We start from the raw sequence: 14,298 nt of genomic DNA, 5'->3' as shown, positions 1-14,298 counted from the left end.
TGATTCCCTGTTAACCTCCCAGTATTGAATTAGTGCAGTTCGTCGCCAGATGGGCGATAACGGCAAGGGATTTTCCCGGGCGAACTAATCAATTAAGGACAAACAATGAGCGACCTGATCAAACACATTACCGATGCTTCCTTCGACAGCGACGTGCTGAAGGCCGACCGCCCTGTGCTGGTGGACTTCTGGGCCGAGTGGTGCGGTCCGTGCAAGAGCATCGCCCCGATCCTGGAAGAAGTGGCCAAGGAATACGACGGCAAGATCACCATCGCTAAAATGGACGTGGACAGCAACCAGCAAGTGCCGGGCAAGTTCGGCATCCGCGGCATTCCGACCCTGATCCTGTTCAAAAATGGCGTGCCGGCCGCACAAAAAGTGGGCGCCATGGCAAAAGGTCAACTCACCTCTTTCATTGACAGCAATATTTGATGTAAGATAGGCGGTGCTGCGCCCGCAGCCCGCCTGATTGGCGGGGAAAGTGCCCAAAAACCTTTCCCTTTAATTTAGAGATCCACGTAGTTCCCTCCCCTACCCTTACTTTCCCGTCACGGGACACTCAAACAGCTATGCACCTTTCTGAACTTAAGGCTATGCACGTTTCAGCTCTGCTGGAAATGGCAATCAGCCTCGATATCGACAATGCGGCCCGCCTGCGTAAGCAGGAACTGATGTTCGCGATCCTGAAAAAACGCGCCAAGGCCGGCGAACAGATCTTCGGCGACGGCGCCCTGGAAGTGCTGCCGGACGGCTTCGGCTTCCTGCGCTCGCCGGACGCGTCGTACATGGCGTCGACCGACGACATCTACATCAGCCCGTCCCAGATCCGCCGCTTCAACCTGCACACCGGCGACTCGATCGAAGGCGAAGTGCGCACCCCGAAAGACGGCGAGCGCTATTTCGCGCTGGTCAAGGTGGACAAGGTCAACGGCGAATCGCCGGAAGCCTCCAAGCACCGCATCCTGTTTGAGAACCTGACCCCGCTGCACCCGACCGTGCCGCTGCGCCTGGAGCGCGACATGGCCGGCACCGAAAACATCACCGGCCGTATCATCGACCTGGTGGCGCCGATCGGCAAAGGCCAGCGCGGCCTGCTGGTGGCCTCGCCCAAGTCCGGTAAATCCGTGATGCTGCAGCATATTGCGCACGCCATCACCACCAACCACCCGGACGTGACCCTGATCGTGCTGCTGATCGACGAGCGCCCAGAGGAAGTGACCGAGATGCAGCGCTCCGTGCGCGGCGAAGTGGTGGCCTCCACCTTCGACGAGCCGGCCACCCGCCACGTACAGGTGGCCGAGATGGTGCTGGAAAAAGCCAAGCGCCTGGTCGAGATGAAAAAAGACGTGGTGATCCTGCTGGACTCGATCACCCGCCTGGCGCGCGCCTACAACACCGTGATCCCGGCTTCCGGCAAGGTGCTGACCGGTGGTGTCGACGCCAACGCGCTGCAGCGTCCGAAGCGCTTCTTCGGCGCCGCGCGTAACGTGGAAGAAGGCGGCTCGCTGACCATCGTCGCCACCGCCCTGATCGAAACCGGTTCGCGCATGGACGACGTGATTTACGAGGAATTCAAGGGTACCGGCAATATGGAGGTGCACCTGGAGCGCCGCCTGGCCGAGAAGCGCGTCTACCCGTCGATCAACCTGAACAAATCCGGCACCCGCCGCGAGGAACTGCTGATCAAGGCCGACCAGCTGCAGAAGATCTGGATCCTGCGCAAGCTGCTGTACTCGATGGACGAGATCGAAGCGATGGAGTTCATCCTCGACAAAATGCGCGCCACCAAGAACAACGGCGAGTTCTTCGAGATGATGCGCCGCGGCGGTTAAAAAAAATGGGGACGTACCCCATTTATTGTTAGCCACCGCAAAAGTGGGGACGTCCCGGAAAATGGGGTACGTCCCCATTTTTTTTGCTATAATCGCGAGTTCATTTTTAACCACCGGCAAGTGGATGGCAATCGGGTCGAGAGGCTGTAGTGACCGACGAAGTGCTGTTTGGCTACCAATATTGAGAGAAAAGCATGAAAGCTGAAATTCATCCAGATTACCGCGAAGTTCTGTTCCACGACGTGTCCTGCGACTTCAAGTTCGTGACCCGTTCGACCATCCAGACCCGCGAAACCGCGACCCACGAAGGTAAAGAGTACCCTCTGATCAAGATCGAGGTGTCCTCCGAGTCGCACCCGTTCTTCACCGGCCAGCACAAGATCGTCGACACCGCCGGTCGCGTGGAAAAATTCCGCCAGAAGTTCGGCAAAGTCGGTTCCAAGACCGCCGTCGCCAACGCCTAATCGCGTCCGCTTCGAAAAAAAGGCAGCTGCGGCTGCCTTTTTTGTTATTTGCCCGTCATACTCCTGCTTTCCTAAGAATAAAGTCGACCGATGAAGCCAGTCCGTCTTCCCGCCGCCGCCACCCGCACCCTGCCGCGCTGGGCCATTTTCGCCCTGGGCCTGTTGTACATCCTGCCGGGCCTGATCGGGCGCGAGCCGTGGAAGAACGACGATGCCGCCAGCTTCGGCGTCATGTGGACCATGGCGCATGGCACTTGGCAGGACTGGTTGTGGCCGAATATTGCCGGCCTCTCCATCACCGACGAGGGCCCGCTGGCCTTCTGGCTGGGCGCGCTGGGCATCAAGCTGTTTGGCTGGGCCCTGGGCGATGTCTTGGCCGCCCGCGTCGCCACCCTTGGCATCTTCCTCTTGGGCGTGAGCGCCGTCTGGTACACCACCTTTAACCTGGGCCGCCGGCCGGAAGCGCAGCCGCTGCGCCTGGCCTTCGGCGGCCAGCCCGAGCCGGACGACTTCGGCCGCACCCTGGCCGACGCCGCCGTGCTGATCTACCTCGGCTGCCTGGGCCTGCTGGTGCACAGCCATGAAACCACGGCCGAGCCGCTGCAAGTGGCGCTGCTGGCGCTCACCCTGTACCGCAGCGTGCGCTATATGGAATTGCCGTCGCTGCGCAACGCCGCCCTGGCCGGCATGGCGCTCGGCCTGCTGACCCTGACACGCGGCTGGGTGGTCCCGGCCGCCCTGCTGCTGGCCCTGTTCGCCTGCACCCGCTTCCTCGCCATGCCGGCCGGCCGCTCGCTGCGCGACCTCGGCCTGGCGCTGCTGGTGGCCGCCGGCGTGACCGCCCTGTGGGCCGTGCCGGCCCTGCTGGCGCGCCCTTACGGCCAGGAGCCGCTGGCGGCCTGGCTGGCCTGGAACGCGGCCCAGCTCAAAGTGGGCGGCTTCGAAGGTTTGCGCAACTTCTTCCGCGTCGGCATCTGGTTCTTCTGGCCGGCCTGGCCGTTCGCCGCCTGGGCCGTATGGGCCTGGCGCCGCCAGAGCAACCTGCTGCACATCGTGGTGCCGATCACCTTTGTCACCGCCGCCGCCATCCTGGTGCTGCTCAACCCGCTGCCGGAACAGGGCCACCTGCTGATGCTGCTGCCGCCGCTGGCCATCATGGCCGCCTTCGGCCTGCTCACCATGCAGCGCGGCGCCATCAATGCCATCGACTGGTTCAGCGTCATGGTGCTGACCCTGTGCGCGGCCGTGCTGTGGATTTTCTACTATGCCCAACTGACCGGCTGGCCGGCCAAGCCGGCCCATAACGTGCTCAAGCTGATCCCCGGCTTCACGCCGGAAGTGCGCTGGCCGGCCCTGCTGGTGGGCCTGTGCGCCACCGCCGGCTGGTTCATGCTGGTGCACTGGCGCATTTCGCGCCGCCCGGCCGTGCTGTGGCGCGCCGTGGTGCTCTCGTCCGGCGGCCTGATCCTGATCTGGATCCTCTTGATGACCCTGTTCCTGCCGAATGTGAACTACAGCAAGAGCTACGCCGCCGTGGCGCGCCAGGCCGCCGCCGCGCTGCCGGCCGACACCGACTGCGTGCAGACCAATGTCACGCCAGCCCAACGCGCCTCCTTCGCCTATTTCGGCCACCTGCCGTTCACCGGCGTCAACGGCGGCCAATGCCGGGTCTTGCTGTTGCAAGATAGCATCAAAAATCGTTCGCTCCAGCAACAGCCTGATGCCGAATGGAAACTGCTGTGGGAAGGCCGCCGCGCCTCCGACCGCAGCGAGCGCTTCCGCCTGTTCCAGCGCGCACCGTAATTGTCGCCGCGCCGCCCTTGCTGCTATCCTGTAACCGGATGGTGCAATGAGGGCGGCATGGCAACAGCACTAAGTTACTTCGCAATATTGCTGGCTACCAGCGCCCCGGCGCTGGCGGCCCCGCCCGGCATGCCGCCGCTGGTCATCACCGCCGAGCACGCGCCGCCGGCCAGCATGAAAGTGGGCGACGAAGTGATCGGCCGCGAAAGCGAAAAAATCCGCGAGATGCTGGCCCGCAGCGGCTACCGCTACAGCATCGATGTGCTGCCCTGGAAGCGCGCCTACACCATGGCCCAGCGCGATCCCTACACCTGCGTCTACTCCACCTCGCGCACCCCGGAGCGCGAAAAGCAATTCAAATGGGTCGGCCCCACCGACGAGGCGGAATGGATACTCATGGGGCGCGCTGGCCGCGCTTACCAGCTGAACACCCTGGAGGACGCCCGCAAACTGCGCATCGGCACCTATTACGGCGACGCGCGCGACGAATTCCTGCGCGCGCGCGGCTTCGACGTGGACCCGGCGCAGAACGATGCCTCCAACCCGAAAAAGCTGCTGCTGGGCCGCATCGATCTGTGGGCGGTGGGCGTGCGCAACAACGATATCAGCGCCCTGGCCCAGTTCGCCTCGCCGGAGCAGTTGGTGCCGGTGCTGGTGTTCCACCGCGTCAAGGTCTACCTGGCCTGCAACCGCTCGGTGCCGGACGCCATGGTCGAGCGCATGAACAGCGCCCTCGACAGCATGCGCAAGGACGGCAGCTTCGCCAGGTTGGAAAAGAAATACGAACAGTGGCAAGTCCGCAAATAACTTGCCATTTCTTACTGTTGCGCAACGAAAGTTTTTTTAACGAACAGCCGACACAAGCTTGGCAGACCTCGCTATAGTCCCCATATACGGAATGTTGCCGTGAAGCATTTCTGATAACAGGGCCAGCCGAGGCGTCAGCCACCGGCCATAGGCCCACCCGAAACCTCAGCGTTTTCCAGGCCTATGTTTAATATCTACAAGCTCCAACTCGCCCTCAAAAACCCCATGGTGCGCATCACCCTGGTGCTGCTGGCCACTGCCGCCCTGGCTTTCGTCCTGCTGCGCGGGGAGGTGGCGCAGGATGCCGCACCGGTCATGCGTTCGCAGAACATCGGCGAAATCACGGCCCTGGTGGCGCAGCGCGACAAGCTCGATTACCTGCTGATCGCCCGTCCGCTGGCCGATTCGCCGCGCTATATCTACAAGTACAAGAACGAGGCCACGCTGCACGTGGTGGTAGTGCCGAGCACCTCGCACCAGAGCCTGGAGCGCGAAGTCCTGCTGCGCAATAACATCCCCTACGCCATCGCCAAGGACGACTACCTGGCCGCGCACAAGGGCGTGCTGCTGGACGACGGCGGCCAGTGGGCCTCGGTGCAGGCATTCCTGAAACGCCACGCTTTCGACATCTTCGTGGTCGGCCTGGTGCTGTTCGTGCTGAAGTGGGGCATCCCGGGCATGGGCCCGAACGCCTCCGTCATCACGCCCGACAAGCTGAAAGGCTCGATGGACGACCTGATCGGCATGGAGGACATCAAGCAGGAAGTGCTGCACCTGGAAGACATGATCCGCAACCGCGAAGTCTACAAGCAGCACAATATCGACAAGCCGTTCAACGTGATGCTGACCGGCCCGGCCGGCACCGGCAAGACCAAGCTGGCTGGCTACCTGGCCAAGAAACTGGGCTATCCCCTGATCCAGGCGTCCGGCTCGGCGCTCGAATCGGGCTATGTCGGCGGCGGCTCCAAGGCCCTCAACGCGCTGTACAAAAAGGCCTGCGCGCGCGGCAACTGCATCATCTTCCTGGACGAGGCGCAGGCGCTGTTCATGCCACGCGGCCGGGGCGAAAAGAAATGGGAAGACGACACCGCGAATACCCTGCTGGGACTGCTGGACGGCGTGAAGAGCGAGCAGGGCCAGGGCGTGATCTGGATCGTCGCCTCCAACTTCGACGACAACTCGACCGCCATGGATGAAGCCATGCTGCGCCGCTTCTCGGTGAAGATCAATTTCCGCCTGCCCAACAAGGGCGAGCGGCGCGCCCTGCTGGACGCCATGCTCAAGCGCAAGCAGGAGGGCCTGGTGGACTGGGCCGACATGGACCTGGAGCAGGTGGCCGACATCACCGCCAACCTCAGCCCGGCCCTGCTGGAAACCGTGGTCGACCGCGCTTCCATGATCTCGATCCAGGAAAAATGCGTAATCACCACCGACCTGATGTTCCGCGCCTTCGAGCGCGCCACCATCGGCCTGACCGACCGCGCCACCACCGCCGAAAAGACGCGCCAGCGCGAGCGTATTGCGCTGCATGAGCTGGGCCACTTCTTCATGCAGATCGACCCTTACCTGCGCGCCGGCCTGCCGCTGGCGGAGGTGAAGGAAAAATCGCACCTGCTGAAGATTTCCACCGAAGCGGTGTCGAAAATGAACGCGCTGGGCTATGTGTTGAGCGCGGGCGACGATATGTCGCTGCGCACGCTGGAGGAGATGGAGCGCGACGTGATGCAGCTGTACGGCGGCGTAGCGGCGGAGGAATTGTTCTACGGCGCGCGCGGCATTTCCGTGGGCAGCCAGAACGATATCGAAAAAGCCACCAAGATGCTGAACATGATGGTCAACCGCCTGTCCATGTATTCGCGCTCCAAGCTCGATTACAGCCAGCTGCGCGGCGACACCGGCGACGAGCACACCCTGCTGCAGGTGGAGTCCAAAGCCGACGAGTTGTACAGCACCACCCTGGCCGCCATGCGCGACTACCAGGGGGTGATGGACTCCATCAAGGATGAACTGATGGAGCGCTACGTGCTGTCCAAGGATGCGATTTTCACCTTGCTGGAAGAGCGCCTGGATACGGCGCCCCTGCGGCAGGCGGCCTGAGCGCGCCCGCCGCCGCGACCACTGCTTTCAGCGCCTCAACGGGCTGCCACCATGCGGACCTTGCTTGCGCCCAGGGCGGCCGAGCTTGGCAGGCGCTCGAAGTTATCGATCGCCACTTGCTCGCCCTGGTCGCTGAACTCGACGCGGGCGCCGGCCTGCGTCACGAACACGTTGGCGGCCACCGGATACAGCTCTACTTTGTCTGCACTGCCCAGGCTGGCCCAATAGCGGCGGCCAGTCTGGGTGAAACGGATCGCCTGGGCGTTGGCCAGGACGTAGACGTATGCAAAGTCCCTGAATTCCTGGGCATGCAATTTGTAGCTCGCTTGCGGCGCTTTGATCTGGACCGACGGATCATCCGGCCCGGCGGCCAGTGCGGCGCCACCCACCAAGAGTGCGGACATGGCACCCAACATCATCAGCTTTTTCATCATCATCTCCGATTGGTTTGCCTGCAGCCCCGCCATCAGAATGGGTGCGGGGTCAATTTAAAATTAGCAAAGGGGTTGTCGGATGTGCAGGGTCCGGCGACAGTCGGCATGTTCCGGGGTACCGGCTGCATGCGGCGCGGACGAACTGCATGGCGGCCTGGAGCTCCAAAACGGGTGGGATGCATCCGTTCCAACAGCCCAAACCTGGTTCCGTCGCCGGCTAAAAGTCCGGCCCGGCCTGCTTATTGGCCGCTTTGCCCCTTCCCCAACACCGTTTAAGTGCTTAAATCGCGCGGCAGGGTTGCCGCAAGGTGGCAAATCGGTAATAATGCTCGTCGCGTTATGTGGCCCGAGTGGTGAAATTGGTAGACGCAGCGGACTCAAAATCCGCCGCCGCAAGGCGTGCCGGTTCGATTCCGGCCTCGGGCACCACCTAAACGATCTCCTCTGCGTTCATCCCTTGTCTGCGCTGCGGCTTCGGTCGCCGCCGTCGGCAAAGCCGGCCGGACGCCCGCTGCTTCCCACCCGTTGTTTTTGATCCAGGCAGCTCGACAGCTTGCGCGATCTCCGGCCACACCTCCATTTAAGCAAACAGGCGCCCGATTGCAAGCAGGCAAACAGATAAGTCCAACCGGCAGGGGTGGGCGGCTCAGGCCGTCAGCTTGCGGTACAGTGCCGCGTAGTTTTCCGCCATTTTCTCTGCCGTGAACAGTTCCCAGTAGCGCGCTTCGGCGCGGCGCCCCATGTCGGCCGCCAGTTGCGGGTTGTCCCACAGGGTGCGCATGGCTTGCTCGAACGCGGCCGGGTCGCTGGGCGGCACCACCAGGCCGGTCTCGTTGTCGATATTGATGTAAGTGGTGCCGGTGCCGATCTCGCTCGAGATCATCGGCTTGCCGTACATGGCGCCTTCCAGCAGGGAGATGCCGAAGGCTTCCGAACGCAGGTGGGATGGGAAGGCCATGGCATAGCACAGCTTGAGCAGGGCCACCTTGTCCTCTTCATCCACCGCGCCGACGAACTGCACATGGTGCAGGCCGAGGCGCTCGGCATGGGCTTTCAATTCCTGCTCGATCGGGCCGGCGCCCACGATCACCACCGGGTAATCGGTCTTGGCCACCGCGTCCAGCAGGATGTGCAGGCCCTTGTAGTAGCGCAGCACGCCGACGAACAGGAAGAAGCGCTGGCCCTCGGTGCGCGCGCGCCATTTCTCCAGGACTTCCGGGCGCGGCTCCACGTAGGTGGCGCGGTCCAGGCCGAACGGGATGACGCTGACTTTGTCGCGGTAGCGGCCCAGCACTTCGGACGAGGCGAAGTAGTTGGGCGAGGTGGCCACGATGGCGTCCACGTCGTTCAGGAAACGGCGCTTGAGCGGGGCGTACACGCGCAGCAGGGTTTTCTGGCGCACGATGTCGGAGTGGTAGGTCACCACGCTCGGCTTGCCGGAGCGCGCCATGAAGTGCGCCAGGTCCATGAAGGGCCAGGGGAAATGGTAGTGGATCACGTCCGCTTCGCGCGCCAGGCGCGCCAGCTTGCGGATGGCCGAGAACGAGAAGGCGTTGGAGGCGATCTCGAAGTCCAGCGCCACGCGGTGCACGGTGTGGCCTTCGATCTGCATGGTTTCCGGCCCGCCGTTGCGGGTCAGGGTCAGCACTTCGTTGCTCACGCCCAGGCGCGCGGTACCCACGCACATCTGGCGGATCACCTGTTCGATGCCGCCCCAGGAGTCCGGGTAATAGGTCTTGTAAAAATGGAGTACGCGCATGGTGGATCTACTGCTTCAAAAAAATCACGCCTCGTACATCCAACGCAAGGTCTGCTCCAGCGGCAGCGGGTCGATGGCGCCCACCACGCCGGCCAGGCGGCGGTTGTCGCCGGTCAGGCGCACCACTTCGTTGGCGCGCACGAAGGCCGGGTTGACGTGGACGTTGATCTGGTAGCCGGCGATCTCCTCCATCATGCGCAGCGCCTCGCCCAGCGAGTACGCCTTGCCGGAGCTGACGTTGAACACGCGGCCCGCCGGCGCCGCGGCCAGCAGGGCGCGGTAGGCGGCGGCCACCACGCGCACGTCGGAGAAGTCGCGCCACACGTGCAGGTTGCCCAGCTCGATGTCGGTGGCCTTGCGGCGGAAATGGGAGACGATCTTCGGCAGCAGGAAGTTCTCGGCCTGGCCGACGCCGGTGTAATTGAACGGGCGCACCATGATGATGGGCAGCTTGTCCATCCACAGCCGCGCCGCGTATTCCATGGCCAGCTTGGAGACGGCGTAGTCGTTGGCCGGCGAAGGCGGCGCGTCTTCGTGCAGCACTTCGAGTTCGGAATTGCCGTAGATATTCGCGCTGGAGGCCAGCAGCACGGCGCAAGGCTTCTTTTCCAGCGTGGCCAGGGCTTCCAGCAGGTGGCGCGTGGCCACCACGTTCACTTTATAGATTTGCTCGACATCGCTGTGCGCCACAAAGGCGATGGCGGCCAAGTGCACCACCACGTCCGGCTGCACTTCGCGCACCACGGCGGCCAGCGCCAGGCGGTCGGTCAGGTCGACTTCGACGGTGCGCGCGCCGTCCATGGCGTGCGCGTGGCCCGGCGCCGCGGTGCCGACCACCTCGTAGCCGGCCGCCGCCAGTTCGGCCAGCACATAGTGGCCGGTAAAGCCGTGCAGGCCGGTCACCAGGGCGCGCTTGCCCGCGCCTTCGCGCGCCGGCGACAGCAAGGCCAGACTGTGCGCCATCAGAGCGAGACGCCTGCGGTGTTGCGGCGCAGGTCGGCGTCCACCATCATCTGGCACAGTTCTTCCAGCGTGGTGTTCGGCTGCCAGCCCAGTTCCTTGCGCGCCTTGGCCGGGTCGCCGATCAAGAGCTCGACTTCGGCCGGGCGGTAGAATTTCGGCGACACGCGCACCAGCACCTTGCCGGTCGCGGCGTCATGCCCGGTCTCGTTCTCGGCGCTGCCCTGCCATTCGATGGCGATGCCGACGGCTTTAAAGGCCATGGTCACGAAATCGCGCACGGTCTCGGTGCGGTTGGTGGCCAGCACATAGGTGTCCGGCTTATCGGCCTGCAGCATGCGCCACATGCCTTCCACGTATTCCTTGGCGAAGCCCCAGTCGCGCTTGGCGTCCAGGTTGCCCAGTTCCAGCACCTCCAGCTTGCCCAGCTTGATCTTGGCCACCGAGTCGGTGATCTTGCGCGTGACGAATTCGCGGCCGCGCAGCGGCGACTCGTGGTTGAACAAAATGCCCGAGGCGGCGAACATGCCGTAGGACTCGCGGTAGTTCACGGTCATCCAGTGCGCATATAGTTTGGCGACGCCGTACGGGCTACGCGGGTAGAACGGGGTGTCTTCTTTTTGCGGGATGGCCTGCACCTTGCCGAACATCTCGGAGGTGGACGCCTGGTAGAAGCGGATCTTTGGATTGATGATACGGATCGCTTCCAGCAGGTTGGTCACGCCGATACCGGTGATTTCGCCGGTGGTGACAGGCTGCTCGAACGATACGCCCACGAAGGATTGCGCCGCCAGGTTATAGACCTCATCGAAGTTACCCTGCTGCAGCAGGCGCAGGATGCAACCCAGGTCCGTCAGGTCGAACTCCACCAATTTCAGGTTCGGGTGGTCCTGGATGCCCAGTTCCTCGATACGCCAGAAATTAACCGAGCTGGTACGGCGGAAGGTGCCCGTGACGGTATAGCCTTTTTCCAGCAGCAGTTGTGCAAGATAGGCGCCGTCTTGACCGGTGATGCCCGTGATCAGGGCGCGTTTCGTGGTTTGCATTGTCTTATCCAAACTGCAGCTTTTCAAACGAAGTATTGTAGCAGAGGGCCTCCTGCCGCCCGGTCTGGGACGGCAGGGCCTTACAACAGTTACATCTTGTTACGTGGAAACTTTTTGAGCGCGCGCTTCAAACGTAGCCGATGCCGCGCGCCATGGCGGCGGCGGCGAACGGCAGCAGCGCAAAGACGTGGATTTCGATCATCAGGACCTTGCGGATGGCGCGCACTTCCACCTCTTCCGGGGCGTAGCCCGCGTCCGAGGCTTGCGCCTTGCGCCAGCGCAGGAAGGCGCGCGTCGGCTTGATCGAGAACAGGCCGATGACGCCGAACAGCGCCACCTTGGACCAGAACACATGGTTGTGGAAATAGAATTCCGAGCCCTTGGCGCCGAAAAACACGCGCAAAAAGCCGATCGCCAGCAGCGACAAGGCCATGATGCCGAGGGCGATGTCGTACTTGGCGGCCAGCTGCACGGCCGGCGGCTGCATGCCCGGCCGCACCAGCACCAGCTGGGCGGTGATGGCCGCGGCAATGCCGAAGGCCAGTAGGTGATGCACGATCGCGAGCGACAGGTCGAGCATGGCCGCCCTTTCCTTATGCGCGTTCCGACACCGCGTCCACCACGCACAGCGCCGTCATGTTGACGATGCGGCGCACGGTGGCGGACGGGGTCAGGATGTGCACCGGCGCGGCGCAGCCGAGCAGGATCGGGCCGATCGCGATGCCGTTGCCGGCCGCGGTCTTGACCAGGTTGTAGGCGATGTTGGCGGCGTCGATGTTCGGCATCACCAGCAGGTTGGCGTCCTGCTTCAGGGTGGTGCCCGGCATCAGCTTGTGGCGGAACTTGGAGTCCAGCGCGGTGTCGCCGTGCATTTCGCCGTCCACTTCCAGGTCCGGCGCGCGCTGGCGCACCAGCTCCAGCGCGGCGCGCATCTTCTGCGCCGATTCGCTGTTGTGGGAGCCGAAGTTCGAGTGCGACAGCAGGGCCGCGCGCGGCACCAGGCCGAAGCGCTTCATTTCCTCGGCGGCCATGATGGTGATGGCCGCCAGCTCGTTGGCGTTCGGGTTTTCGTTGACGTGGGTGTCGACCATGGCCAGCTGGCGCTCAGGCAGCACCAGGATGTTCATGGCGGCGTACACGCAGGCGCCCGGGCGGCGCCCCAGCACCTGGTCGATATACTTCAGGTGCAGGTCGGTGGTGCCGAAGGTGCCGCAGATCATGCCGTCGGCGTCGCCCTTCTTGATCATCATGGCGCCGATCAGCGAGTGGCGGCGGCGCATTTCCAGCTTGGCGTATTCCTGCGTCACGCCCTTGCGGCTGGTCAGCTCGTAGTAGGCCTGCCAGTATTCGCGGTAGCGCTCGTCGAAGTCCGGGTTGATCACGTCGTAGTCCAGGCCCTGCTTCAGGCGCAGGCCGAATTTCTGCACGCGCGCGTCCAGCACGGCCGGGCGGCCGACCAGGATCGGGCGCGCCAGCTTCTCGTCCACGATCACCTGCACCGCGCGCAGCACGCGCTCTTCTTCGCCTTCGGCGTAGACGATGCGCTTCATCTCCGGCGGGGTCTTCTTGGCCACCGAGAACACCGGCTTCATGAAGGTGCCGGAACGGTAGACGAATTGCTGCAGGCTGTCGGCGTAGGCTTCCAGGTCCTTGATCGGACGCGTCGCCACGCCGGAGTCTTCCGCCGCCTTGGCCACGGCCGGCGCGATCTTGGTCAGCAGGCGCGGGTCGAACGGCATCGGGATCAGGTATTCCGGGCCGAAGGCCAGGTTGGCGATGCCGTAGGTGGTGGCCACGATGTCCGACTGCTCGGCGTGCGCCAGGTCGGCAATCGCGTGCACCACGGCGATTTCCATTTCACGCGTGATGGTGGAGGCGCCGGAGTCCAGCGCGCCGCGGAAGATGTACGGGAAGCACAGCACGTTGTTGACCTGGTTCGGATAGTCCGAACGGCCGGTGCAGATGATGGCGTCGGCGCGCACCGCCTTCACGTCTTCCGGCAGGATTTCCGGATTCGGGTTGGCCAGCGCCAGGATCAGCGGGTTCGGCGCCATGCGCTTGACCATGTCCTGTTTCAGCACGCCGCCGGCCGACAGGCCGAGGAAGATGTCGGCGCCGTCGATGCATTCATTCAGGCTGCGGTGCGGGGTGTCGCGCGCGAAGCGTTCCTTGTCCGGGTCCATCAGCTCGGTGCGGCCCTTGTAGACCACGCCGGCCAGGTCGGTGACCAGGATGTTCTCAATCGGGAAGCCCAGGTCGACGATCAGGTCGAGGCAGGCCAGCGCCGCCGCGCCCGCGCCGGACACCACCAGCTTGACGTTCTTGATGTCCTTGCCGATGTATTTCAGGCCGTTCAGGATGGCCGCGCCGACGATGATGGCGGTGCCGTGCTGGTCGTCGTGGAAGACCGGGATCTTCATCTTCTCGCGCAGCTTGCGTTCGATGTAGAAGCACTCCGGCGCCTTGATGTCTTCCAGGTTGATGCCGCCGAAAGTCGGCTCCAGGGAAGCGATGATGTCGACCAGCTTGTCCGGGTCGTTCTCGTTGATTTCGATGTCGAACACGTCGACGCCGGCGAACTTCTTGAACAGCACGCCCTTGCCTTCCATCACCGGTTTGGAGGCCAGCGCGCCGATGTTACCCAGGCCCAGCACGGCGGTGCCGTTGGAGATGACGGCCACCAGGTTGCCGCGCGCGGTGTATTTATACGAGTTGGCGGGATCGATCACGATCTCTTCGCACGGCGCGGCCACCCCTGGCGAATAGGCCAGGGCCAGGTCGCGCTGGTTGGTCAGTTGCTTGGTGGGGGTGACGCTGATTTTGCCCGGCTTGGGGCACTCGTGGTACTCAAGTGCTGCCGCGCGCAGTTGTTGGCGAAGTTCTTCTTTCTTGTCGGATCCCGAATCCATGCTGTACTGCCCCTTCTCTTGTGCTGTCCCGAAAGTGTTCGATTCTAGCAGACGAAAAGAATACGCAAACCTAGGTATTTTCACGAATGCCGAATTTTCGTCGGTTTCCCGGTCAGGTGACCGTGTCTGATTGCCGCACAGAAACGCAATTTTCCATCGCTACACTCTGTCGCTGGAACGACAATGC

General features: G+C 63.3%; 12 protein-coding genes and 1 tRNA gene. 7 read left to right on the top strand and 6 right to left on the bottom strand.

Annotation, left to right across the window (positions count from 1 at the left end; genetic code table 11):
• The first annotated feature begins 105 nt into the window (after positions 1-105).
• From trxA to GTP41_RS01635, 6 genes are all read left to right on the top strand, one after another.
• Positions 106-432, top strand: a complete 327-nt coding sequence (gene trxA, locus GTP41_RS01660; protein WP_028101994.1) for a thioredoxin TrxA — start codon at positions 106-108, stop codon at positions 430-432.
• A 137-nt stretch (positions 433-569) separates the two neighbouring features.
• A complete protein-coding gene (rho, locus tag GTP41_RS01655; RefSeq protein ID WP_028101995.1) occupies positions 570-1,832 on the top strand; it encodes a transcription termination factor Rho in 1,263 nt (420 codons plus the stop codon).
• A 194-nt stretch (positions 1,833-2,026) separates the two neighbouring features.
• Positions 2,027-2,296, top strand: a complete 270-nt coding sequence (locus GTP41_RS01650; protein WP_161023803.1) for a type B 50S ribosomal protein L31 — start codon at positions 2,027-2,029, stop codon at positions 2,294-2,296.
• A gap of 90 nt (positions 2,297-2,386) precedes the next feature.
• On the top strand, positions 2,387-4,099 hold the full coding sequence (locus GTP41_RS01645) for an ArnT family glycosyltransferase (RefSeq protein ID WP_161023802.1): 1,713 nt from the start codon (positions 2,387-2,389) through the stop codon (positions 4,097-4,099).
• A 57-nt stretch (positions 4,100-4,156) separates the two neighbouring features.
• Positions 4,157-4,906 carry a substrate-binding periplasmic protein gene (locus GTP41_RS01640; protein WP_229502697.1) on the top strand — a complete coding sequence of 250 codons (750 nt, stop codon included), beginning with the start codon at positions 4,157-4,159 and terminating at the stop codon, positions 4,904-4,906.
• Between the two features lie 183 nt (positions 4,907-5,089).
• Positions 5,090-7,003: an AAA family ATPase gene (locus GTP41_RS01635; RefSeq protein ID WP_161023801.1), complete on the top strand. Its 1,914-nt coding sequence runs from the start codon at positions 5,090-5,092 to the stop codon at positions 7,001-7,003.
• Between the two features lie 35 nt (positions 7,004-7,038).
• Here the strand turns inward: GTP41_RS01635 and GTP41_RS01630 are convergent, their stop codons facing one another.
• Entirely contained in the window at positions 7,039-7,407 is a 369-nt protein-coding gene (locus GTP41_RS01630; protein ID WP_161023800.1) for a hypothetical protein, read from the bottom strand.
• Positions 7,408-7,781: 374 nt separating this feature from the next.
• Here GTP41_RS01630 and GTP41_RS01625 point away from each other — a divergent pair.
• Positions 7,782-7,866: transfer RNA gene (locus GTP41_RS01625), tRNA-Leu, on the top strand.
• A gap of 217 nt (positions 7,867-8,083) precedes the next feature.
• Here GTP41_RS01625 and GTP41_RS01620 read toward each other — a convergent pair.
• From GTP41_RS01620 to GTP41_RS01600, 5 genes are all read right to left on the bottom strand, one after another.
• Complete coding sequence (locus GTP41_RS01620; protein ID WP_161023799.1) at positions 8,084-9,196, bottom strand: glycosyltransferase family 4 protein; 1,113 nt, start codon at positions 9,194-9,196, stop codon at positions 8,084-8,086.
• A 24-nt stretch (positions 9,197-9,220) separates the two neighbouring features.
• Positions 9,221-10,159 (bottom strand): NAD-dependent epimerase/dehydratase family protein, encoded by a 939-nt coding sequence (locus GTP41_RS01615; RefSeq protein WP_161023798.1) that lies wholly within the window; start codon positions 10,157-10,159, stop codon positions 9,221-9,223.
• Positions 10,159-11,202 carry a GDP-mannose 4,6-dehydratase gene (gene gmd / locus GTP41_RS01610; protein ID WP_161023797.1) on the bottom strand — a complete coding sequence of 348 codons (1,044 nt, stop codon included), beginning with the start codon at positions 11,200-11,202 and terminating at the stop codon, positions 10,159-10,161. Before gmd ends, GTP41_RS01615 begins: the two co-directional genes overlap by 1 nt.
• Positions 11,203-11,329: 127 nt before the next feature.
• On the bottom strand, positions 11,330-11,782 hold the full coding sequence (locus GTP41_RS01605; protein ID WP_161023796.1) for a DUF2214 family protein: 453 nt from the start codon (positions 11,780-11,782) through the stop codon (positions 11,330-11,332).
• 13 nt (positions 11,783-11,795) lie between these two features.
• A complete protein-coding gene (locus tag GTP41_RS01600; protein WP_161023795.1) occupies positions 11,796-14,111 on the bottom strand; it encodes an NADP-dependent malic enzyme in 2,316 nt (771 codons plus the stop codon).
• Positions 14,112-14,298: the final 187 nt, after the last annotated feature.

Origin of the sequence: Pseudoduganella guangdongensis, from assembly GCF_009857475.1 — a bacterium.
GTDB lineage: Bacteria > Pseudomonadota > Gammaproteobacteria > Burkholderiales > Burkholderiaceae_D > Rugamonas > Rugamonas guangdongensis.
The sequence above is the reverse complement of the archived record's forward strand: the minus strand, read 5'-3'. Positions and strand labels throughout refer to the sequence as shown.